The organism is Homoserinimonas sedimenticola, from assembly GCF_026094475.1.
Lineage (GTDB): Bacteria > Actinomycetota > Actinomycetes > Actinomycetales > Microbacteriaceae > Homoserinimonas > Homoserinimonas sedimenticola.
Map to the genome: position 1 here is coordinate 2256917 of NZ_JAPELL010000001.1, position 21989 is coordinate 2278905.

Genomic DNA, 21989 nt, shown 5'->3' on the forward strand with positions numbered 1-21989 from the left:
AATCAGGTCAGGCGGAGGCGGCCGCGGCCGGCGCGGAACCTCCACCCGAGGTCGAGGATGCCTTATCGGAGGAGCTCGCACCAGTGGTGGAACCGGAGCCCGAGGCATCCGCTGCTCCGCCGCTGCGCGAGTCGGTGCGGTAGAAGCCCGAACCGTTGAAGGTCACCCCGATGGAGTTGAAGACCTTGCGCAGGGCCGGCGCGCCGCAGGCGGGGCAGTCGCGGAGGGCGTCGTCGGTGAAGGCCTGGTACTGCTCGAAGCTGTGCTCGCAGGTGGCGCAGCGGTAGGCGTAGGTGGGCATGTGGATGCTCCGGTGTCGGTCAGGTGGACGGCTGGAGTTCGACGATCCCGCTGGGGGTGACGGCGCCGTCGACCGGCCGGTCGTGAACTTCGCCCGGAACCTCGTCGACGAGCTCGCTGTCGAACACCACAGCATAAACCGGCGGACGCTGTTCCATGGAACCGAGCATCCGGTCGTAGTATCCGCGACCCCATCCCATGCGCATGCCGGTGCGGTCGACGGATGCCGCGGGCACGATGATGAGGTCCACCTCGTTGATTGCGATGGGGCCGAGCACCTCGCCGACCGCTTCTGGCACTCCGAACTGTCCTTGCACTTCGCTTTCGCCGTCGCCGACCACCCAGTCGAGCAGACCGTCGTCACGGGAGATCGGCAGCAGCACGCGGATGCCCCGTGTGTGCGCCCAGTCGAGCCAGGGGCGGATGTTGGGTTCGTCGGGGTTAGGCAGGTAGGCGGCGACGTATTTGGCCGCAAGGCGTTCTGTCAGGTGGGTGAGGTGAAGTGTGAACTGCTCGGTAGCGTTCTCGACTTCGCTGCTGGTCATGATGCGACGCCGCTCCCGAAGCTCGGCCCGCATGGCGCGTTTCAGGTTCGGTAACTCGTCCGACATGTAAGCCATCCTAGGGAAAGGTACTGTAAGCCGTATGGCGTCCTCGATCACGAAAGCGGTAATCCCAGCAGCGGGTCTCGGCACTCGATTCCTTCCGGCGACCAAGGCGATGCCGAAGGAGATGCTCCCCGTCGTCGACAAGCCGGCCATTCAATACGTCGTGGAGGAGGCGGTTTCTGCAGGCCTCACCGACGTGCTGATGGTGACGGGGCGCAACAAGAACGCCCTCGAGAATCACTTCGACCACAATCGTGAGTTGGAGGCGACCCTTGAGCAGAAGGGTGACCGTGCCCGCCTCGACAAGGTCAACTACTCCACGACGCTTGCCGACATGCACTATGTGCGTCAGGGAAACCCGCTGGGCCTCGGCCATGCCGTGCTGCGCGCCAAGATGCACGTGGGCAACGAACCCTTCGCGGTGCTTCTCGGCGATGACCTGATCGACGCGCGGGATGTGCTGCTGAGCCGGATGCTCGAGGTGCAGTCGGCGAAGCAGGCGAGCGTCGTCGCCCTCCTCGAGGTCGACCCCTCCCAGACGCACATGTACGGTATTGCGACGGTCGAGCGCACGGCGGACGACGATGTCGTGCGCATCACGGGCATGGTGGAGAAGCCCCCGCCTGGCGAGGCGCCCTCGAACCTGGCCATCATCGGTCGCTACGTGCTCATGCCGGAGATCTTCCGCATCCTGGAGCGCACGGAGCCCGGCAAGGGCGGCGAGATCCAGCTGACGGATGCGCTGCAGACGATGGCGCACGTTGCCGACTCGACGGGCGGCGTCTACGGCGTCGTGTTCCGCGGCCGCCGCTACGACACGGGAGACCGTGCCGACTACATCAAGGCCATCGTGCAGCTCGCGGTCGACCGGGACGACCTCGGGGAGGAACTCCGCCCCTGGCTCAGGGACTTCGTCGGCACTCTGGACTGAGCCGTGCCTGCCTCTCTGCCGACGCTTTCGGAGGGGCCGGTCACGATCCGGCCCATCCGGATGCGCGATGCTCGCGCCTTGGAGCGTGAGTTGCTCGACAACCGCTCCTGGTTGAGCAAGTGGGAGGCGACGAGCCCTTACGGCCCGACGGAGTTCGACTCCAAGGTGAGCATCCGCAATCTGCTCGCGCATGCACGCTCGGGGCAGGGCATTCCCTTCGCAATCGAGGTCGATGGTGAGTTCGCCGGTCAGCTGAATGTTTCCGGCATCACCTATGGCTCGCTTGCGTCGGCGACGCTCGGCTATTGGGTGTCGGAGCGTTTCGCGGGTCGTAACGTGACGCCGACTGCGGTCGCCCTCGCGACGGATCACTGCTTCTTCACTCTGGGGCTGCACCGCATGGAGATCTGCATCCGGCCAGAGAACGCGAAGTCGCTGCGGGTGGTCGAGAAGCTGGGGTTCCGCTATGAGGGGCTGCGGCGCCGGTACATCCACATCGATGGTGACTGGCGTGACCACTTCTGTTTCGCGCTCGTCGTAGAGGAGGTCAAGCAGGGGGTGCTGCGGCGGTGGCGGGACGACCGCGTGCCCGCCCTCAATGCGGAGATCCCGGAGGCGGATTGGCGCGCATCCGGTGTGCGTCGGGGCAGCTGAACCGTCACCTGAGCGCCAGTGCGTCGCCAATCGGTGAGCGACGCACTGGCGCTCACCTGTGCGATGGCGTGGGGAACGCCGGGGTGAGGGGGATCACCTGCACAGGGGCCGCGCCGACCCTTAGAGCCCCACGAACGGGATGGCGAGCGTGAGGCCGCCGGCGACGAGGAACACGATCGTGGCGATCGCGGTGAGCGTGAGCTGCGAGCGAGTGCTCTTGACGACGGCCGCGACACCGAGGAGGAACAGCGACACGGCCATGAGCACAGTGTTGAGCGTGAGCCGGTCGCTGTAGCTGTTGTACTGGTCGCCCTGGGCGATGGCGGCGTCTGCAGCATCCTTCGCTTCTGTGTAGGGGGTGAAGAGGGCCTCGGTGTAGGCGTCGTGGTCGAAGGGGCTCGCGTAGCTCTCGGGGTTGGCGGCGTTCTCGTCGGCAGACCACAGCACGGCCGCGTCGAGGGCTTCGCCGACCGACTGGAAGTACATGGTGTCGAACTTGATGGATGCCGCCTCGGCGATCGAGGGATCCTGCGAGTCCATGTCGATGCTCAGCTGCGTGAGGGTCGCCCACAGTTGCACGTCTTGCACGTACTGCTGGTTGGCCTCCAGGTAGAGGGACTCCGCCTCGGTGCTCGCGGTCTGCCCCTTGGAGTAGGCGGCCGCCATCTGGCTGTCGTAGAGGGCGGCCTGGAACGAGGCGTATGCGGTCACGGTCGACACGAGGCCGAGCAGGATCACGATCACCAGTTCCATCTGACCGAAGAGGTCGGCGAGACGGAACGGACGGCTTGCGGATGCTGCGGCGCTCGCCTGGGGCGTGGCGGCAGGCGTGGCGGGCTCGAGTGACGGCATGCGGGTTCCTCGAAGGCTAGGGTGCGGGCGGCTCATGCTATTGGCTGGGGACTCGGGTGCGGCAGTCCCGCAAGTAGGGGTAGAACCCGTGAAAACGAGGGGAACTAAGAGACACGCCCCCGCCGCTTGGGGCCCTCCGCGACCGCTCGCTCGTACCGTTGCCTCATGGGATTCGAGGGGCTCAGCTCGAGCGTGGTGATCGCGCTCGCCGCCGTGCTGTGGCTCGCCTATCTGGTGCCGACGTGGTTCCGGCGCCGCGAGTACCTCTCGACCGAGCGGAACACTGTGCGACTGCAGCAGACGCTCCGCATCCTCGCGGAGACGGCGGAGATGCCGGAGCAGGTTCGGGTGGAGAATTCGGCCCGCAGCGTCGCCGAACAGGAGAAGGTCATGCACCGGGAGATGCAGCGCACGCGCGCGATCGAGAGGGCGCAGCAGGCGGCGGAGGCGCGCGCCGCCGCGCGCCGGCTCGCCGAGTCGAAGCCGGCGCTTGCCGCCCATGTCGCCCGCACCTCGGCGTCGTCCCGCAGGTTGCGCCGGTCGCGGCTCGTCTCGACCCTCGTGCTGGTGGCCGCGATGGTCGGTGTCGTGGCGGGAGTGGTGCAGGCGGCGGCGGGTGCCGGCGTGGTGCTGCTCGTGGCATCCGTCGTGGTGGGGGCGGGCGCGGTCGTGCTGCTCGGGCAGCTCGCCGCGGTGTCGAAGGCGCGCAAGCAGCTCGCGGCCGAGGTGGAGCAGACGACGAGCGTGTCGACCCCCGTGCAGGACCTGTGGGAGCACCCCGTCGAGAAGCCGCGCGCCTCGACCGGGTGGACGCCGCAGCCGATCCCCAAGCCCCTCTACCTCTCTCGTTCCGAGGCGCCCGCCTCACCGCATGTCAGCTTCGCGGATGCTGCGGCTCGCCTCGCCCGCCCCGCCGATGCCGCCGCCGAGCTCAAGGCGGCGTCTGCGGAGGCCGAGCAGTCGCTGCGTGAGGCGCAGAGCCAGGTGCCGCGGGTCTCGCCGCCGACTGAGCCTGCCGAAACCACGCAGCCGCGGGTCGAGCCTGCCGCCCAGGTCGAGCCTGTCGCGACCAAGCCTGCCCCCTCCCGCTTCGCGAGCATGGGCATCCTCGACGACGCCGACCTGGCCCCCGCCGACATCAATGAGGCGCTGCGTCGTCGCCGCGCGGTATAGGGCTTCCCTGCGAAGGTGTTATCGTAGATACCGCTTGAGGGCCCTTGGCGCAGTTGGTAGCGCGCCTCGTTCGCATCGAGGAGGTCAGGAGTTCGAATCTCCTAGGGTCCACCAGCGTGAAAGCCCGTCGTTCATCGGCGGGCTTTCTTCATGCGGGGAGACCGTCACGCCCCGTCCCGCCAGCCCGTGAGCTTCTCCGGGTTGAGCATGATCCACACGTCGCGGATGAGGCCGTCCTCCACCCGGAAGTTGACGACAGACATCACGGTGTCGCCGTCGCGGAAGACGAAGCCGAGACCGTCGCCCATTCGCTGCTGTTCCATGCTCAGGTGCGCCTGCTTCTCGGCGACCCCGAGGATGAACCGGGCGACCCGGTCGGGGCTTGCGACCACGTTACGGGCGGCGCTCACGACCCCGCCGCCGTCGGAGCGTAGTTCGACCCCGGGCGCGAGCACGCGCATGAGCGCCTGCAGGTCGCCCGTGAGGGTCGCATCCCGGAACGCCTCCACGGCCCGATCGTGTTCGTCGCGAGCGACGACGCTCGATCGGTTCTCCCGCACGTGACGGCGCCCCGTTGCCGCGAGTTGGCGCACTGCGGCGGGGGAGCGTCCCACGATCTCCGCGATCTCTTCGAAGGGCAGCCCGAAAACGTCGTGCAGCACGAACGCGACCCGCTCGGCGGGTGTCATGGCTTCCAGCACGACCAGCAGGGCGGTGCTGACGGTGTCGTCGAGCGTCACCCGGTCGAGCGGGTCACCGAGTGCGGCGGCGGTGACGGATGCCGCGCCCGTGAACAGGTCCGCGGGCACGGGTTCCGGCAGCCACTGGCCCACATACTGCTCCCGACGCTTGCGCGCGGAGCCGAGCACGTCGAGGGCCACGCGGCTCGCCACCCGAGTCAGCCACCCCGCGGGATTGGCGATCGCCTCCCGTTCGGCGTCGTCCAAGCGGTACCAGCGCAGGTAGGTCTCCTGCACGATGTCCTCGGCGTCGGCGAGCGTGCCCGTCATGCGGTAGGCCAGCGACATCAGCCTGCGGCGTTCGACGATCACGTCATCCAGCTCGCCCATCCGTGCTCCCGTCTTCACGACGCCCTGTCGCGCCTCTGCCCACTATGACGAAGAACCGCCCTCAGATGTGAGCCTCACATTCCGCTCGGCTATGTCGTCATCGTGTGTGAAGGGCAGAATCACTGCCCACGAGAAGAGGAAGACATGAGAATCGCAGTCGCGGGTGGGACGGGAACCGTCGGGCGTCACGTCGTCCGAGCCGCCGAAGAGCGCGGGCACGAGGTTGTCGTGCTTTCACGCGCGTCGGGTGCCGACGTCATCACTGGCAAGGGTCTCGAGCGGGCCCTCGCGGGGGTCGACACCGTCATCGACGTCACCAACACGACGACACTCTCGGCGAAGGTCGCGCGGGAGTTCTTTGAGACCGCCACCCGCAACCTTCTGAAGGCCGAGGATGCCGCGGGCGTGGGCCACCACGTCGCCCTCTCGATCGTCGGCATCGACGGCATCGACGCGTCCTACTATGCGGGCAAGCTCGCGCAGGAGCGCGCCGTCGCGGCGGGACGGGTGCCATACACGATCGCGCGGGCGGCGCAGTTCCACGAGTTCGCGGGACAGCTCCTCGGCGGGATGAAGGGCCCTATCGCCCTCATGCCCAAGACGCTCATGCGTCCGGTCGCGGCCCGCGAGGTCGGCGAGCACCTGGTGGCGGTCGCCGAGGCCGGACCGGTCGGCCGGGCGAGGGACCTCGTCGGTCCCCGCGACGAGCGGCTCGCCGATCTGGCGCGCCGCCAACTCGCGCATGACGGCATCCGCAGGGCCGTGCTCGAGGTGCGGCTCCCCGGCCTCTACGGCAAGGGCGCGGCCTCGGGCGTGCTCCGCGGAACGAGCGACGCCATCCAGGGCACGACGACCTTCGATGAGTGGCTGCGCAGCCCCGAGCGGGCGGCGGTGTGAACCGCTACTCGCCCTGTCGCCGCACCATCTCGCCGATCCAGATCGGTGCGTAGGGCGAGGTGCAGTTCGGGGGCGTCGGGTAGTCCTTGAGCACCTCGAGGCGCTCGCCGACCTCGAGGGCGCGGGCGCGCTGCTCCGGGTGGTGGATGCCGATGTAGGCGAGACACGTGTTCATGGCCCACTGCAGGCGCTCCGGGGCATCCTTCATCTCCGCCTCGATCGTGTCCAGCAGTCCGGAGAGGTCGAGCTCCTCCGACTTCTTCTGCACGCGGTCGGAGGTGAGCGCCCAGCCAGCGCTCGCGACGACCGGGTCTGTGTCGTCGAACCAGGCGAGGCACAACTCCTCGGCGTGGGGGCTCTTCTTGACCACATAGTTCACGAGCCAGTCGTGCACCTTCGGGGCGCGCGCCTCCCGCAGCATTCCATCGAGCTCATCACGCTCGAAGGCCTTGGGGCGGCAGATCAGCAGCGCGAGGAGGCGGGCGGCCGTGTCATCCGTCGCCCAGAGTTCGACCGCGAGCTCGTGGTTCGTCTTCAGCCGCTTCGCCACCGCGCGCAGCTTCGTGAGATTGACGCCGTGGTCGTCGCCGTGCCGCTCGTTGACATCGCGCATTCGCGGATCCTCGAGAGAGGCCAGCTCCGCCATCACCTCGTCGACGGATGCCACGGCGCCAGTCATCTGCCCCATCGAGGTCTCCTCCCGCTCGTGTGCACGGCCAGCCTATGACCCTGGGTCACGGGACCACGGTGCCGTGAATCGTCAGGCGCGCGGTGCTGCGTCGAGGGCGCGCAGCATCCGTCCGAGGGTTTCGCGCAATTCACTGCGCGCAGGCTCCGCAAGCTCGACCGTGTATTCGACACCGGCCGGGATCCAGGCCAGCCCGTACATGGTCTCGCGGAAGTCTGCGCCGCCGACGGGCCACCGCGTGTGGGTTGCGTTCTCGGCGACGGCCCCCTGGCCCCACTGGCCAAAATGCTCGCGCATCCGATCGAGGGGCAGCTCCATGACGGCCTGCGCCTCGACGGGCTGGCGCACCCAGGAACGGGCGACGAGGATGAACTCCTCGACCTCCTCGGGGGTGAGCGGCCGAGGCTCGAAGAGCACGCGGGTGTGCTCCACCCGCTCCAGCCGGTCGACGCGGAAGGTGCGCCAGTCCGCCCGCTCGACGTCCCAGGCGAGTAGATACCAGTGGCGGTCGGCGGGGGCGAGGGCGTGCGGTTCGACGCGCCTTTTGGAGACCTCGCCTGCCGCCGAGGTGTAGCTGAAGCGCACGCGCTCGTGGTCACGGCAGGCAAGTGCCAGCTCACCGAGCACCTCGCTCGAGACGGCGGCGCCCGCCGTGAGCCCGCTCGGCTGCACGGCCTCCGCGAGGGCGGCGACGCGTCGGCGCAGGGGGGCCGGGAGCACTCGTTCAAGCTTGGCGAGCGCCGTGACTGTCGTCTCGGGCCCCGCGACAAGGCGCTGGGATGCCGCCACCCGCAGCCCGATCGCCATGGCCACCGCCTCCTCGTCCGTGAGCAGCAGGGGCGGCACGGCGCTTCCCGCCTCCAGGCGGTAGCCGCCCGACGCCCCGGGGCTCGACTCGATGCGGTAGCCGAGCTCGCGCAGGCGTTCCACATCTCGCCGCAGCGTGCGCTCCGTCACGCCCAGTCGGCGCGCGAGCTCCGTGCCGGGCCAGTGACGGTGGGTCTGCAGCAGGTTGAGGAGGGAGAGCGCCCTCGACGTCGTGTCGGACATGCGACAAGATTCGCAGAGATTCAGGACAGCATGTGTCCTCGGTGGTGCTTAGTCTCCTCGCATGACGAACGACACGATGATCGACGCCGAGGGGCTCACCAAGCGCTTCACCGTCAAGAAGAAGACCGTCGAGGCGGTCACCGACCTGAGTTTCACCGTCTCCCGCGGCGAGCTCGTCGCCTTCCTCGGCCCCAACGGCGCCGGCAAGTCGACGAGCCTGCGGATGCTCACAACCCTCGTTCCGCCCAGCTCGGGCCGGGCGCGCGTCGTGGGGCACGACATCCACCGGGAGGCCGCCGCCGTGCGGGCCCGCATCGGCTACGTGGGCCAGCTGACGAGCGGCAGCTTCGCCCAGCGCGTGCGCGATGAACTCATCAGCCAGGGCGCCTTCTACGGCATGCCCGCCTCCGCTGCGAAGGTGCGCGCCGATGAGCTGGTCGAGTCGCTTGACCTGACTCCCTTCGCGACCCGCACGGTGCAGCAACTGTCGGGAGGGCAGAAGCGTCGCCTCGACATCGCCCTCGGGCTCATGCACGCGCCCCCGCTGCTCTTTCTCGACGAGCCGTCGACGGGGCTCGACCCGCAGAGCCGCAGCAACCTGTGGCAGCACATCCTCGACCTGCGGCAGCAGCACGGCACGACCGTCTTCCTCACGACCCACTACCTGGAGGAGGCCGACCGCTACGCCGAGCGGGTCATGGTCATGGACCGCGGCCGTCTCATCGCCGACGACACGGCAGCGAACCTCAAGGCAAAGCTCGCGGGCGACGTCGTCACGCTTGGCTTCGCCTCCGCCGAGGAGGCGGAGCGTGCCGTCGGTGTCGTGCAGGGGCTGACTGATCGTGAGGTGCGACGCGAGGGCGAAGCATCCGTCACCCTTGCCGCACCCGAAGGCGACGCGCTCCTCCCCGCCGCAGTGCGGGCTCTGGATGCTGTGGGCCTCCGTGTCGACCGCGCGACGGCCGTGCCGCCCACCCTCGACGATGTGTTCCTCGCCCTAACGGGCCGCACGCTGCGCGAGGCGCACGAAACAGGGGGCGGCGACGACGAAGAGCAGGCCACCGAGAATCTGACGACCGAGAACCCACAGCCGACAGGAGCCGAGCGATGACCACCACCGAGACCCAGAGCGACCGAGTCGTGCGGCCCACCCCAAGCCGCGACACCTGGAACGTGTTCACACGCGAGCTCAGGCCCGTCGTGCGCGACCCCTTCACCCTCATCTTCAGCCTCGTGCAGCCCCTCGTCTTCCTGGGGCTGTTCGCGCCGCTGCTGATCGGCTCGTCGGGGGCACCGGCATCCGAGACCCTGCAGTGGTTCGTGCCGGGCGTGCTCGTCATGATCGTGCTCTTCGGCACGGGCGCGGTCGGCTCCAACCTGCAGTACGAGATGATGACGGGCTCCCACGAGCGCACCCTTGTTGCTCCGCTCGCGCGCTCCTCCCTGCTGGTGGGGCGGGCGCTCAAGGAGATCGCGCCGATCGTCGTGCAGGCGCTCCTCATCGTGCTGATCGCGTGGCCCTTCGGCTTCACGATCCACTGGGGTGGGCTCGTGCTCGGACTCGCCCTGCTTGCCGTCTTCGGGGTGGGGCTCGGCTCGCTCTCCTACTCGCTCGCCCTCGCGACGAAGGACCGCGAGTGGCTCTTCTGGGGAGTGCAGCAGACCCTCATCTTCCCGCTGCTGATCCTCTCGGGGATGCTGCTGCCGCTCGAGCAGGGACCCGGCTGGATGCGTGCGGTGTCAACGGTCAATCCGGTCAACTGGGTCGTGCAGGCCGAGCGTGCGCTCTTCGCCGGCGACCTCGGGAGCATGACGGTGCTGTGGGGGTGGCTGGCCGCTCTCGCGCTCGCCGCCGTGGGCCTCGCGGTGGGCATCCGCGCGATCCGCCGCAGTAACTGATGCAGGTACGGGCGGGGCGCCCCGCCCGTACCACTCCCCGCGCGTCAGAGCACGCACGTCGTCGTTCGAGGGCCCTCGATGAATAACGTGCGTACTGTCACGCCCGAGCGAGCCGCGCGCGCAGCTCACGGATGCTTGCCGAATGCTCCGGGAGGGCCGCCGTCTGCAGGTCCTCCATCATTCGGGCAAGGCGGGAGAGGATGCGCTGCGAGCCGTCGGCGGTGGCGATCAGCTCATCGAGCACCCGCTTCCCCTCCGTCTCGAGTGTCTGCGGTCGGTAGCTGCCCCGCACGACTCCGTCGCCGTCACGGATGAACGGGCTCGGGGAGGGGGAGGTTGCGAGCAGTCGCAGGATCGTGTGCAACTCGTTGATTGCCTGCTCCGCCGTCGTCGGGTCGTTGATGCCGGGGGAGAGGGCGCGCTCGGCAATGTCGAGCAACTGCCGGATGCCGAAGCCGAAGTCGGCGTGCACCGTGCGCTCGGAAGACAGGCGCACGAAGTTCTCGGTCTTGTCGAGGGCGTCGGTGTCAAGGTGCTTGACCGACACGACGGTGCCGATGCGGCGGTCCTGCACGATGAAGTCGCCCGGGGAGACCTCCAGGTGCACCTGCGCCTCGTGCTCCTTCGCCCACTCGGCGATCGCCGCCGAGTCGATCGCCGTGATGTGGCCGTGCCGCTCGACCGCGAGCAGCGGTGTCGTCGTGAGGCCGCGCCGCGAGACGGGGCGAGGGCGCTCGGATGCGGCATCCGCCCCCTGCTCGGGAACGATCGCGCGCACCTCGGCTCTCGTCTCCGTGCCGATGCGCGAGATGACCTGGGAGGCCTGCACGGCGGTCGTGATCGCGTGGATGAACGCGAGGAACAGCAGCACGGCGGTGACGACGTAGGCGTACGCGAGGGTGACGGATGCCTGGGGCACCTCGCTCGCGCTGCTGCCCTCGCCCTCGATCGAGCGCAGCACGGTGAGGGCGTAGAGGAAGGAGCCAGTGAAGACCCCGAGGGTGGTCTGCACGATGCGGCGCTGGAGGAAGGTGCCGAGGATGCGCGGGGAGAACTGGCTGCTCGCGAGCTGCAGCACGACCATCGTGATGGAGAAGACGAGGCCCGTGACGGAGATCATGGCGGTCGCGACGGTCGAGAGCACGCTCCGTGCCCCGTCGGGGCCGCCCCCGAAGACGTAGGGCACGTGCTCGGCGACGAATGTGTCCGCGATGGGCAGCACCACGCCGATCGCGATCGAACCGAGAGCGATCGTCGCCGGCAGCGCCCAGAACGGCTCCCACAGCCGCCGCCACCAGCCGATGTCGCGCACCTCCGGACTCTTCGACGCCATGGTCGGAAGGCTACGTCGCAGTCCGCCGTGGCGGCAGGGGCGGATGCCGATTAAGCGGAGACGACCCCGCCGTGTGGCGGGGCCGTCTCGCTGGGGTCTAGGTGGATCAGGCCGGGATGCGCGCGACCTCGGGGATCGCACGCCGCGCCTTCATGCGGGCGTGAGTGAGGTAGAGCGGGAGAGCCGTGAACGTGAGACCGCCCACGAGGTTGCCCAGCACGGTCGGGATCTCGTTCCAGATGAGGTAGTCCATGATCGTGAAGTCGCCGCCGAGCAGGAGTCCGGAGGGGAAGAGGAACATGTTGACGATGGAGTGCTCGAAGCCCATGAAGAAGAAGAGCATGATGGGCATCCACATCGCGAGCGCCTTGCCCGGGACATCCTTGGCGATCATCGCCCCGGCGACACCCACCGAGACCATCCAGTTGCACAGCACCCCGCGCACGAAGAGGGTGAGCATGCCCGCAGCTCCATGATCGGCGTAGCCGACCGTGCGGCCCTCGCCGATGTGCCCGATCGCCTGGCCGACCTCGTTCGGTTCGGTGTCGAAGCCGAAGGTGACCACGATCGCCATGAGCACGGCGACCGTGAACGCGCCGATGAAGTTGCCGACGAAGACGAGCCCCCAGTTGCGCAGCACGCCCCCCAGCGTGATGCCTGGCCGCTTCGCCAGCCACGCGAGGGGTGCAAGCACGAAGACGCCTGTCAGCAGGTCGAAGCCCAGCAGGTAGAGCATGATGAAGCCGACGGGGAACAGCAGGGCGCCGATCAGGGGGTTGCCCGTCGTGACGGTCACCGTGATGGCGAATGCCGCCGCGAGGGCGAGGATGGCCCCGCCCATCGCCCCGCGCACGAGGGTGTCGCGGGTGGACAGTAGAACTTTCGATTCGCCGGCCTCGATCATCGCGGTGACAAGGTCGGCGGGCTTCACATATGTCATAGACACGCTCCAGGGGGTGCGGGTGGTTGCCGGCCGGTGTTGCGGGCCATCACCGAGGCTAGGGAGAGCAGGTTTCCCTTCCATGTCGGTCTCCAGCGGCTTTCATTACGTTCCTCGCACAGCGTGCACATGCGTGTGTGAGGTGGTCGTCTTGTTCCCACCGCCAATCGCGCGCGGCCCGTCGGCGAGGGGGACTGGCGGATTCGCGCATCCGCTTCGATAGCGGATGCTGCGGGGCGTAGCCTGCTGCCAACAGTGCCGAGTGCAAGGGAGCCTTATGAGACTGCAGCTGTCGCCCGAGGATCAGGCGTTTCGGGAGGAGATGCGTGAGTTCTTCACGACGCAGGTGCCGGAGCGCATCCGCTCCAAGGTCATCGCCCGTGAGGAGCTGAGCAAGGAGGAGTGGGTCGAGAGCCAGCAGGTCCTCAACGCTGCCGGTCTCGCCGTGCCGGGGTGGCCCGTCGAGTGGGGCGGCAAGGACTGGACTCAGCTGCAGCGCCACATCTGGCACGAGGAGATGCAGCTCGCGGGCGTGCCGCAGCCGCTGGCCTTCAACGCTTCGATGGTCGGCCCCGTCATCGCGAACTTCGGTTCGCAGGAGATCAAGGAGCGCTTCCTCGCCAAGACGGCGAATCTCGACATCTGGTGGGCGCAGGGCTTCAGCGAGCCGGATGCCGGTTCCGACCTCGCCTCGCTGCGCACGACCGCGATCCGCGAGGGCGATGAGTATGTCGTCAACGGCCAGAAGACCTGGACGACGCTGGGGCAGTACGGCGACTGGATCTTCATGCTGGTGCGCACCGACCCCAAGGCGGAGAAGAAGCAGCAGGGCATCAGCTTCCTCCTCATCGACATGACGACGCCGGGAGTGACGGTGCGGCCGATCCAGCTGATCGACGGCGGCTTCGAGGTCAACGAGGTCTTCTTCGAGAACGTGCGCGTGCCCGTCGAGAACCTTGTGGGGGAGGAGAACAAGGGCTGGACCTACGCGAAGTTCCTCCTCGGCAACGAGCGGGTCGGCATCGCCCAGGTCGGCGCGTCCAAGCGCAACCTGGCGACGGCGAAGGAGCGGGCGAAGGAGCGCGGCCTGCTCGAGCGCTACGCGGGCCGCATCGTGGGCCTCGAGAACGAGCTGCTCGCGCTCGAGACGACCGCGCTGCGTGTCGCCGCCCACTCGGACGCGGGCAAGCCGCATCCGGCGTCGAGCGTGCTCAAGATCAAGGGCTCGCAGCTGACGCAGGCCGTCTCTGAGCTACTCATGGACATCGAGGGCCCCGCCGCCCTCACGAGCCGCGATGCGCGGGTCTTCCTCAACAACCGCAAGGTGTCGATCTACGGTGGATCCAACGAGGTCCAGCGCACGATCATCGCCGGCACGATCCTGGGACTGTAGACGTGGACTTCACAATCGATTCCGAACAGCGCGATCTCGTTGCCGCCGTGCGCGGCCTCGTCACCAAGGTGTACGACTCCTCCGAGACCCGTCGCGCCGCCACCAACGCCGAGCCCGGCTTCACCGCCTGGGAGCGGCTCGCCGAGATGGGCGTTCTCAGCCTGCCCTTCGAGGCGACGCCCGCCGAGGTTTCCCTCGTCGCCGAGGAGCTCGGCAAGGTCATCGCCCCCGACCCCTTCGTCGAGTCGATCGTGCTCGCGGGCGGACTCATCGAGGCGGTCGGCAGCGATGAGCAGAAGGAGGAGTATCTCGACGCGATCGCCGGGGGCGAGATCCTCCCCGTCTTCGCGTGGGCGGAGCCGGGCCGCGATTGGGCGGCGGATGCGGCATCCGTGACCTTCTCGGACGGCACCCTCAGCGGCACCAAGGCGTCCGTGATCCACGCTGAGCGCGCCGACCTGTTGGTCGTGTCGGCGGCGACGGATGCTGGCACGGGCTTGTTCCTCGTGACGGAGGGTTACACGGCCGAGACGGAGCGCACGCACGACGGCTCCCGCGCCGCCACGGTCACCTTCGACGGCACCCCCGCTGTGCCGCTGGGGGCGGGCGGCGACGAGTCGGCCGCGATCGCCCGTGCGCTCGACCTCGCCCGCATCGCGTACGGCCATGAGGCGCTCGGTGCCATGCAGGTCGCCCTCGACACGACCGTGGGCTACCTCAAGACGCGCAAGCAGTTCGGGGTGACCCTCAACACCTTCCAGGCGCTGAACTTCCGCGCGGCCGACCTCTACGTCTCGCTCGAGCTCGCCCGCAGCGTCATCACGTGGGCGACCGTGGTCGCGGCCGACGAGAACTCGAGCGATGCGGATATCGCGGCCGCGGCATCCCAGTCGGCGCTTCAGGTGAACCGTGCCGGGCGCCACATCGCGCTCGACGCGATCCAGCTGCACGGCGGCATCGGCATGACGGCGGAGTACTCGGTGGGGCACTACGCGAGCCGCATCATCGCGATCGGCCAGCTTGTGGGTGACGAGGCGTTCCACACGGACCGGCTCGCCGCGACGCTCACCGAGCACGACGTGCTCGACCCCATCGGCTGAGTTCATATGAAGGCGGCCCGTCGAGTATCTCGGCGGGCCGCGTTCATGTCTGCGCGCTACCGCCGCTTCATGTCGGCCTTCGCCTGGTACATGGCGCGGTCGGCGCGGTCGAGCAGGCTGGGCGCGTCGAGCCCGAGTTCGAGGTGGCCGACGCCGATTGCGACGCGCACGTATGTCTCCTCGCCCTGGATGATGAAGGGCTCGTCGAAGGCGTCGCGCACGCGGTCCACGACCGTCGCCTCCTCGCCAAGCCGCGTGTCTTCACACAGCACGACGAACTCGTCGCCCGCAAGGCGCGCGACCGTGTCGCCCTCCCGCACGGCGCCCTCCAGTCGGCGGGCCGTCTCGATGAGCACCTCATCGCCCACCTGATGCCCGAAGCGGTCGTTGATGCCTTTGAAGTCGTTGAGGTCGAGGAAGAGGAGGGCGAAGTGGTGGCCGCGGCTCGCGCGCCCGATCGCTTTGTCGAGGCGGTCGAGCAGCAGGCGCCGGTTGGGCAGTCCCGTGAGGACGTCGACGAGGGCCAGCTGAGCGAGTTCAGCCTGCGCTCGCCGCAGGAGAGTGTCCTCCATCTCGCGTGCAAGGGCCTCTGCAGCGCGCCGGTCACGCCCCGTCCACTGCGTAGATCGGTCGCTGACCTCCTCCACGCGAGGAGCGAGTTCGCCGCTCGCGGGGTCCTCCGCAAACCACGATCTCGTGGAGGTCACGGGCCGACGCACCCAGCACAAGAAGTCGCCTCGCGATCCCACGGAGACGGCGAGCAGGCCGGCCACGCCGGCAGCTGCCGCATACAGGCGCGGATGCATCCGCCGCACGTGATCCGTCATGAGCGCGCCGTGCCGACTGAGGGTCTGCAGCCATGGCCGCACGGTGTCGCGAATGGCCTCGACCTCGACCGCATCGAGATTGCCGAGGACCTCGAATTCATCGCCGATCTGAATGACCGCCCCGTCCGCCTTCACGAGTTCGAGGATCTCGTGCGACCCATTGTCAGAGGCGACGAGCGAGGAGGCGATGCGCGCGGTGTCGATCCGGTTTACGATGCCGCGCTGCAGTGCGAGCGTCTCCTCTTGACGGCGGACCTCCGCCGTGCGGGCGAGGGTGTCGATACGCGCATGCACCGTGCGGGTGTACATCTCGATGCCGGCGCGAGTGAGCGCATCGACCCGACGGTGCTCGTGGGAGTGCGCGCCGATTGCGTAGGTGCGCCCGTCGATGCTCGCGAGGTTGAGGATGAGGCTCGACTGCCCCATTGCCCGTGAGATGACGCCCTGCGGGCCCTGGTCGCGACGGAGTGGGGAGAGCGTGAGATCCCAGGGTCGGCCCTGCGGATCGGTACGGGGCACGATGAGGCTGGGGTGCGTCGCGTCGATGCTGAATGATCGCACGGGCGTGAATTGCAGTCGCTCATTGGTGGTGCCGGCGGGAGGGGGAAAGTGCAGGTTCAGAAAGCTGGGGCATTCGTCAGCGAGTGACTCGGCGATGACTTCGGCGTGCCCATCGTCGTGGAACGTGACCACCATGGTGCGTTCGAAGTCGATGAGTCGACGGATGTTCTCACACGCTTCGTCCCACAGCTCGGCGGGGTCGTCGACGTAGTCGAGGCGTTCCGTGGAGGTTGCGAGCCACAGGCTGAGGTCGGTGCCCGGCGCTGCGCTTTCCGGCACGGGCTCCAGGTGCACCATCGGCTGCTTGAACCGGAAGGTGAGGGTGATGAACCACTCGACGCCTCGAAAGTCTCGCCCGCGAATCGGCCCGAGGCGCTCCACGCCCCGTCGCACTCGGCGCTGGCGCGGCCAGTCGACGAACTCGCGCATGGGCCGACCGAGCATTTCTTCGGGACGGAGACCCCAAAAGTTCTCGCAGGAGTCGGAGACTGAGGCGACCACGGCATCCGGGTACTTCGAGGTCGCGCACAGCACAATGCCGCTGGGATGCACAAGCCCCGAGGAGTCCGTGACGATCGCGGCAGGCTCCAGATCGGCGGCGAACTCCCGGTCGCCAAAGGTGTCAGACGTTGATGTCAACGACGGCCCCCTTGCCTGCTCTGTGTCATCCACATGCCGCCTCAGATATGTGGCCGGAACGTTCCGTTGTATGGTCAGGGTAGCAGGAGGGCCGCCCCGCAAGCACGGCGGTGCCGTGTCGAGAGAGGCCCCACGATGATCAGACACGAAGTGCTCTTCCAACCGATCGTGCGGCTGGCCGACTGGGAGATCGTCGGCTTTGAGGCACTCGCGCGGTTCGACGACGGACGCTCCCCGCTCGCCCACCTCCACGATGCTCGCTCCGATGGTTCCCTCGTGGAACTCGAGCTGAGGCTCATCGAGACGGCTCTCGCGAGCTGTGCGAGCCTCCCGAAGCACCTCATGACCACCGTCAACGCGAGCGTCGAGACGATGCTGGATCCCCGTCTCGCTGAGATGCTGGCTCGCGATACCTCCCGTGAGTGGGGCGTCGAACTCTCCGAGATGTCGGCCGTGACCGTGTATGAGGGCCTGCGGCAGGTGGTCAGCAATCTCGGGCTTGTGCTCCTGATCGATGATGCCGGGTCGCGCCACTCGGATGTCGACCGCGTGAGCAAGTCGTCGCCGGCCGTCGTCAAGGTCGATAAGGGAGTGCTGCAGCGGGCGACGGATGCGGTGCCAGACACCCGTGCTCTGCGCGAGTACCGGGCCGCGGCCACGGCGGCGGGTGCCCTCGCGCTCGCGGAGGGCGTTGAGACGCCCACGCAGCGGCGCCTCTTGATCGACTTCGGCTACGACCTGGGGCAGGGCTATCTCTTCGGCCACCCGGCCCCCGTCGAGGACTGGGTGGCCCGCCTCCCGCAGTGATTGCACTCTTGGATGTAAGGTGCAAGAATGCACTGTATGGTCGAGAGTGCACGTGACGCGATGACGGATGCCGCGGAGACCCGCACTCCGACGGCAAGCGAGTCGCGGCGCGCCCGTACGCGGCGCGAGATCACCGAGTACGCCCGCCGTCTCACGGCACGCTCCGGGCTGCAGGGCTTCACGGTCGAGGACCTCTGCGAGCACGCAGGCATCTCCCGTCGCACCTTCTTCAATTACTTTCCGGGCAAGGAGCAGGCCGTCATCGGCGAGCACAGCGACAGCGTCGACGAGGACGCCGTGGCCACCTTCCTCGCGGGGCGTCCCGAGGGCACCGTCGGCATCTCGCCGACACTCCTCGATGACTTGCTGGCCTTCGCGATCGCACACTTCCAGACCATCGGACTCACGCCCGAAGAGGCAAGCGCCTTCTTCGCGGCGGCACACCGGGAACCCCGCCTCATCGAGCAGCTCATGCGGCGCGGCGAAGAGCATCACCGTTACATGACGATGCTCGTCGGCACGCGCGAAGGGCTCGTGGCGGAGCATCCGGTGCCCCACATGGCGGTCACCCTCGTGGACGCGCTCGTGCATTCCGCCGTGCGGCAGTTCTTCGCCGAGGGCAACACGCGCACGCTCCCCGAGATCCTTCAGGCGCGTCTTGACGTCGCGAAGGAGATCTTCTCGGCCTCGGCCTCCTCCTGACCCCACCGCTTTCAGCACAAGGACGACCATGACACTGCCCACTGCTCCCGTGCCCGCGCAGGCGGCCCCCATCCTGCTCACGCAGCGCCGCATCTGGATCATCTTCAGCGCGCTCATCGCAGGCATGATGCTCGCCAGCCTTGACCAGACGATCGTCTCCACCGCCATGCCGACCATCGTCGGGCAGCTCGGCGGGGTCGAGCACCAGGCATGGATCACGACCGCGTATCTCCTCGCGACAACCATCGTCATGCCCGTCTACGGCAAGTTCGGCGACGTGCTCGGGCGGAGGAGCCTTTTCCTCATCGCGATCGGGATTTTTACGCTCGCCTCCATCGGCTGTGCGCTGTCGGGCGACTTCTGGATCTTCGTGGCGTTCCGCGCCCTCCAGGGCGTCGGCGGCGGAGGACTCATGATCCTCTCGCAGGCGATCATCGCTGACATCGTGCCAGCGAGCGAGCGCGGCAAATACCTTGGCCCGCTCGGTGCAATCTTCGGCATCTCGGCGGTCGCCGGGCCGCTGCTCGGCGGTTTCTTTGTCGATCACCTCACGTGGCACTGGGCCTTCTACATCAACATCCCGATCGGCATCGGCGCCTTCCTGATCGCATGGCTCGCCCTCCGCCTGCCGAGCAAGCGCGCCGAGAAGAAGATTGACATTCTGGGCGTCGTTACCCTCTCGATCGCCACGACCTGCCTCATCTTCTTCAGCGAGTTCGGCGGCAATGCCGACCACGGCTGGGGCGCGTCCGAGACGTGGGTGTGGGGTGCAGGGATGGTCCTCGCTGCGCTTGCGTTCGTCTGGGTCGAGTACAAGGCGGTGGACCCCATCATTCCGCTGTCGTTCTTCAGGAACCCGATTTTCGTCAACGCGACCGCGATCGGCCTCACCCTCGGGCTCGGAATGTTCGCGGCGATCGCCTTCGTTCCGACCTTCCTGCAGATGGCCTCCGGCACATCGGCTGCGGCCTCGGGCCTGCTCATGCTCCCGATGATGGTTGGAGTCATGGGAACCTCGATCTTCTCGGGGCTCGCAATCACGAAGACGGGAAAGTACAAGGTCTATCCCATCGTGGGCACGATGGTGACGATCCTCGCGATGCTGCTCTTCACGGGCCTCACGGCAGACACCCCCATCTGGCTCATCTGCGTGTACCTGTTCCTCTTCGGTGCGGGGCTCGGTCTCATCATGCAGGTCGTCGTGCTCGTTGTGCAGAACGCCGTACCGGCGGGCGACATCGGCTCGGCCACGAGCACCAACAACTACTTCCGGGAGGTGGGGGCCGCACTCGGCGTCGCCGTCTTCGGAGCGCTCTTCACCAACAGGCTCTCGGAGAACCTCACGGCAGTGTTCACGGGGGCCGGTGCAGACTCTGCCGAGGCGGGAGCCGCGGCATCCACGCTCGACCCGCAGACGCTCCACGAGCTGCCCGAGGCGGTGCGCGACGGCATTGTCACCGCCTACGCGGACTCTCTCGCGCCCGTCTTCTGGTACCTCATCCCCTTCCTTGTGATCGCCTTCGTGCTCGCGCTCTTCCTCAAGCAGATCCCGCTCTCCGACACGGCCGGCATGGTGGCACGCGGCGAGGCCATCGGCGGCGAGGAGGCTGAGCGCATGGAGGCGGAGCGACGCACGCACATCGCTGTGTCCGACGATGAGCGCCCTGTCGTCTTGGACAGCTCGAAGGATGCCGAACCAACCGAGGAGCGATGAGACGCACCTCATGAACCTGTGAGTTCGCTCAGCAGTGACGCGCGTGGCCGCGGCGCGGCATACGGTCAGCCTTGACCACGCAGGGCGAACGAAAGGACGACTGTCATGAGCGCCACCACCACGCGAGCGTTTGCACAAACCCCCGTTCAGAAGGGTTCGCTGATCGTCGGAATCGTGTTCCTTCTTGTCGGCATTCTGGGCTTCATCCCCGGGATCACGACGAACTTCGACACGATCCAGTTCGCGGGCCACGAGTCTGAGGCGATGCTGCTCGGCATCTTCCAGGTGTCGATCCTGCACAACATCGTGCACCTGCTCTTCGGAGTGCTCGGCATCGCCCTCGCACGGAGCATCTCGGGCTCGAAGGCCTACCTGGTCTGGGGTGGTGTCATCTACCTGGTGCTGTGGCTCTACGGCCTCTTCTTCAGCGGTGACACTGCGGCCAACTTCGTTCCGCTCAACAACGCGGACAACTGGCTGCACCTGTTCCTCGGCATCGGCATGATCGCCCTGGGTCTTCTGCTCCCGCGCCTCGACGACACCGCGAGGACGCACCGCTAAACGCCACAGAGACGACGTCACGCACCCTCCCGCATTCGGGGAGGGTGCGTGTGTCGTTTAAGGGGAGGATGTCGGGATGGAACACGTGCGCTGCCCCTGCCTGAGTGGTGAGCCGTATGACGGATGCTGCGGCCCCTACCATCGCGGCGAAGCATCCGCCCCCACGGCCGAGCGCCTCATGCGCTCACGCTTCAGCGCCTTCGCGGTCGGTGACGCGGAGTACCTGCTCGCGACGTGGCATCCGTCGACGCGGCCCGCGTCGCTCGACCTCGACGAGCGTCTGCGGTGGTATCGCCTCGACATCCACGCGACGCAGGCGGGCGGTCTCGCGGATGACACGGGCGTGGTCGAGTTCACCGCCTACTACAAGCCGAGGCCGGGGGCGGATGTCGCGGCGGGCGAGCAGCACGAGGTGAGCGAGTTCGAACGCGCCGGAGGACGCTGGTACTTCGTGGAGTAGGCGCTTAGCGGCGGATGTACACGCCGCGCGCCGCCAGATACACGCCGTGCAGCATGAAGCCGCCGGCCACCGCGTAGAGGAAGCCGGGACCGGTCGGCAGCTCCGCAAGCCAGCGGATGGCGCCGTCGAGGCCCGAGGTCCAGCTCGAGTCGGTGAAGAGGGCCCCGCCCGCGAAGAGTGCCCCCACGACGAGGAGGGCGAGCCCCTTCATGGTGTGCCCCACGATGCCGACGACGACGATAGCGCCGCCGAGAGCGCTGTGCGGCGGCTGGATGTCCTCCAGAAAGTTGCGGCTCAGGCCCCGGAACACGAATGCGACCCCCACCGCGCCCACCACGATGCCGAGCGCGGCGAGCACGAAGACGCCGCCCGGGAAGTCGATGAGCATGCTGCTGACGGTGCGGGCTGACTCCGCAGCATCCGGTCGCCCGCCGATCGCGAAGGCGAGGCAGGCGAGCCCGACGGCGGCGAAACCGACCGCCTTCGCGTGATTGCGCAGCCAGCGAGGAAAGACCTTCGACTGATCGGGGCGGACCGTGCGCGAGCCCGTCCACTGCCAGAGCCCCAGCCCGATGAGACAGACGGTCGCCAGCCACAACAGGATGCTGCCGCCCGGGGTCTCCGCGAGGGCCTGGAGTGCGCCCGTCTGATCGGCATTGCCCGAGAAGCCGCGAACGACCGAGATCGCGAGAACCCCGATGAGCGCGTGCACGAGCCCGCTCGCGACGAGGCCGGCGCGGGCCAACCAGCGCACGGGACGGCTATGACTGGCCTCCCGCATGCGCTCCCGCGTGCCGCGGTCGCCGTCACTCGTCATTCCCCCTTGTTAT

23 protein-coding genes and 1 tRNA gene are annotated in these 21989 nt (G+C 67.9%); 14 read left to right on the top strand and 10 right to left on the bottom strand.

The annotated features are described in order from the left end of the window. Positions 1 to 7: 7 nt before the first annotated feature. Together OH146_RS10845 and OH146_RS10850 are read right to left on the bottom strand one after the other, a co-directional pair. Positions 8 to 301 carry an FmdB family zinc ribbon protein gene (locus OH146_RS10845; protein WP_265160388.1) on the bottom strand — a complete coding sequence of 98 codons (294 nt, stop codon included), beginning with the start codon at positions 299 to 301 and terminating at the stop codon, positions 8 to 10. A gap of 19 nt (positions 302 to 320) precedes the next feature. Further along, on the bottom strand, positions 321 to 911 hold the full coding sequence (locus OH146_RS10850; RefSeq protein ID WP_265160391.1) for a 5-formyltetrahydrofolate cyclo-ligase: 591 nt from the start codon (positions 909 to 911) through the stop codon (positions 321 to 323). A 34-nt stretch (positions 912 to 945) separates the two neighbouring features. On the opposite strand from OH146_RS10850, the gene galU reads away from it, so the two are divergent. Together galU and OH146_RS10860 are read left to right on the top strand one after the other, a co-directional pair. Next, entirely contained in the window at positions 946 to 1839 is an 894-nt protein-coding gene (galU, locus tag OH146_RS10855; RefSeq protein WP_265160393.1) for a UTP--glucose-1-phosphate uridylyltransferase GalU, read from the top strand. Between the two features lie 3 nt (positions 1840 to 1842). Beyond that, complete coding sequence (locus OH146_RS10860; protein ID WP_265160395.1) at positions 1843 to 2493, top strand: GNAT family N-acetyltransferase; 651 nt, start codon at positions 1843 to 1845, stop codon at positions 2491 to 2493. 120 nt (positions 2494 to 2613) lie between these two features. Here OH146_RS10860 and OH146_RS10865 read toward each other — a convergent pair whose 3' ends face one another. Continuing rightward, positions 2614 to 3345: a hypothetical protein gene (locus OH146_RS10865; protein ID WP_265160397.1), complete on the bottom strand. Its 732-nt coding sequence runs from the start codon at positions 3343 to 3345 to the stop codon at positions 2614 to 2616. 165 nt (positions 3346 to 3510) lie between these two features. Between OH146_RS10865 and OH146_RS10870 the strand changes: the two genes are divergently transcribed. Then, positions 3511 to 4518: a SepX/GlpR family protein gene (locus tag OH146_RS10870; RefSeq protein WP_265160399.1), complete on the top strand. Its 1008-nt coding sequence runs from the start codon at positions 3511 to 3513 to the stop codon at positions 4516 to 4518. A 38-nt stretch (positions 4519 to 4556) separates the two neighbouring features. Next, positions 4557 to 4632, top strand: a tRNA-Ala gene (locus OH146_RS10875). A 50-nt stretch (positions 4633 to 4682) separates the two neighbouring features. Here the strand turns inward: OH146_RS10875 and sigJ are convergent. Then, a complete protein-coding gene (gene sigJ, locus OH146_RS10880; protein ID WP_265160402.1) occupies positions 4683 to 5606 on the bottom strand; it encodes an RNA polymerase sigma factor SigJ in 924 nt (307 codons plus the stop codon). Positions 5607 to 5732: 126 nt separating this feature from the next. Here sigJ and OH146_RS10885 point away from each other — a divergent pair, with 126 nt between their 5' ends. Continuing rightward, positions 5733 to 6485, top strand: coding sequence for an SDR family oxidoreductase (locus OH146_RS10885; protein WP_265160404.1), 753 nt, complete (start codon positions 5733 to 5735; stop codon positions 6483 to 6485). Positions 6486 to 6489: 4 nt separating this feature from the next. On the opposite strand, the gene OH146_RS10890 is transcribed toward OH146_RS10885, so the two are convergent. Next, entirely contained in the window at positions 6490 to 7173 is a 684-nt protein-coding gene (locus OH146_RS10890) for a DNA alkylation repair protein (protein WP_265160406.1), read from the bottom strand. 72 nt (positions 7174 to 7245) lie between these two features. Continuing rightward, positions 7246 to 8223 carry a helix-turn-helix transcriptional regulator gene (locus OH146_RS10895; protein WP_265160407.1) on the bottom strand — a complete coding sequence of 326 codons (978 nt, stop codon included), beginning with the start codon at positions 8221 to 8223 and terminating at the stop codon, positions 7246 to 7248. Positions 8224 to 8284: 61 nt separating this feature from the next. Between OH146_RS10895 and OH146_RS10900 the strand changes: the two genes are divergently transcribed. Beyond that, positions 8285 to 9334 carry an ABC transporter ATP-binding protein gene (locus tag OH146_RS10900; RefSeq protein ID WP_265160409.1) on the top strand — a complete coding sequence of 350 codons (1050 nt, stop codon included), beginning with the start codon at positions 8285 to 8287 and terminating at the stop codon, positions 9332 to 9334. Further along, a complete protein-coding gene (locus tag OH146_RS10905) occupies positions 9331 to 10122 on the top strand; it encodes an ABC transporter permease (protein WP_265160412.1) in 792 nt (263 codons plus the stop codon). The genes OH146_RS10900 and OH146_RS10905 overlap by 4 nt, the downstream gene beginning before the upstream one ends. 97 nt (positions 10123 to 10219) lie before the next feature. Here the strand turns inward: OH146_RS10905 and OH146_RS10910 are convergent, their stop codons facing one another. Both OH146_RS10910 and OH146_RS10915 read right to left on the bottom strand, forming a co-directional pair. Beyond that, on the bottom strand, positions 10220 to 11455 hold the full coding sequence (locus OH146_RS10910) for a DUF2254 domain-containing protein (protein WP_265160414.1): 1236 nt from the start codon (positions 11453 to 11455) through the stop codon (positions 10220 to 10222). 106 nt (positions 11456 to 11561) lie between these two features. Continuing rightward, positions 11562 to 12395, bottom strand: a complete 834-nt coding sequence (locus OH146_RS10915) for a formate/nitrite transporter family protein (protein ID WP_265160417.1) — start codon at positions 12393 to 12395, stop codon at positions 11562 to 11564. Between the two features lie 277 nt (positions 12396 to 12672). On the opposite strand from OH146_RS10915, the gene OH146_RS10920 reads away from it, so the two are divergent. After that, on the top strand, positions 12673 to 13788 hold the full coding sequence (locus OH146_RS10920) for an acyl-CoA dehydrogenase family protein (RefSeq protein WP_265160420.1): 1116 nt from the start codon (positions 12673 to 12675) through the stop codon (positions 13786 to 13788). A gap of 2 nt (positions 13789 to 13790) precedes the next feature. Further along, complete coding sequence (locus tag OH146_RS14005; RefSeq protein ID WP_265160423.1) at positions 13791 to 14888, top strand: acyl-CoA dehydrogenase family protein; 1098 nt, start codon at positions 13791 to 13793, stop codon at positions 14886 to 14888. A 56-nt stretch (positions 14889 to 14944) separates the two neighbouring features. On the opposite strand, the gene OH146_RS10930 is transcribed toward OH146_RS14005, so the two are convergent. Next, positions 14945 to 16915 carry a sensor domain-containing diguanylate cyclase gene (locus OH146_RS10930; protein ID WP_265160426.1) on the bottom strand — a complete coding sequence of 657 codons (1971 nt, stop codon included), beginning with the start codon at positions 16913 to 16915 and terminating at the stop codon, positions 14945 to 14947. A gap of 135 nt (positions 16916 to 17050) precedes the next feature. Here OH146_RS10930 and OH146_RS10935 point away from each other — a divergent pair, with 135 nt between their 5' ends. The 5 genes from OH146_RS10935 (at position 17051) to OH146_RS10955 (ending at position 21159) form a co-directional block, all read left to right on the top strand. Continuing rightward, positions 17051 to 17722: an EAL domain-containing protein gene (locus OH146_RS10935; protein ID WP_265160428.1), complete on the top strand. Its 672-nt coding sequence runs from the start codon at positions 17051 to 17053 to the stop codon at positions 17720 to 17722. 36 nt (positions 17723 to 17758) lie between these two features. Further along, positions 17759 to 18424 carry a TetR/AcrR family transcriptional regulator gene (locus OH146_RS10940; protein ID WP_265160430.1) on the top strand — a complete coding sequence of 222 codons (666 nt, stop codon included), beginning with the start codon at positions 17759 to 17761 and terminating at the stop codon, positions 18422 to 18424. A 28-nt stretch (positions 18425 to 18452) separates the two neighbouring features. Then, positions 18453 to 20138 (top strand): MDR family MFS transporter, encoded by a 1686-nt coding sequence (locus OH146_RS10945; RefSeq protein WP_265160432.1) that lies wholly within the window; start codon positions 18453 to 18455, stop codon positions 20136 to 20138. A gap of 105 nt (positions 20139 to 20243) precedes the next feature. Further along, complete coding sequence (locus tag OH146_RS10950) at positions 20244 to 20699, top strand: DUF4383 domain-containing protein (RefSeq protein WP_265160434.1); 456 nt, start codon at positions 20244 to 20246, stop codon at positions 20697 to 20699. A 76-nt stretch (positions 20700 to 20775) separates the two neighbouring features. Beyond that, entirely contained in the window at positions 20776 to 21159 is a 384-nt protein-coding gene (locus tag OH146_RS10955; RefSeq protein ID WP_265160436.1) for a YchJ family protein, read from the top strand. A gap of 4 nt (positions 21160 to 21163) precedes the next feature. Here the strand turns inward: OH146_RS10955 and OH146_RS10960 are convergent, their stop codons facing one another. Continuing rightward, positions 21164 to 21976: a DUF1206 domain-containing protein gene (locus OH146_RS10960; protein WP_265160437.1), complete on the bottom strand. Its 813-nt coding sequence runs from the start codon at positions 21974 to 21976 to the stop codon at positions 21164 to 21166. Between the last annotated feature and the right edge of the window lie 13 nt (positions 21977 to 21989).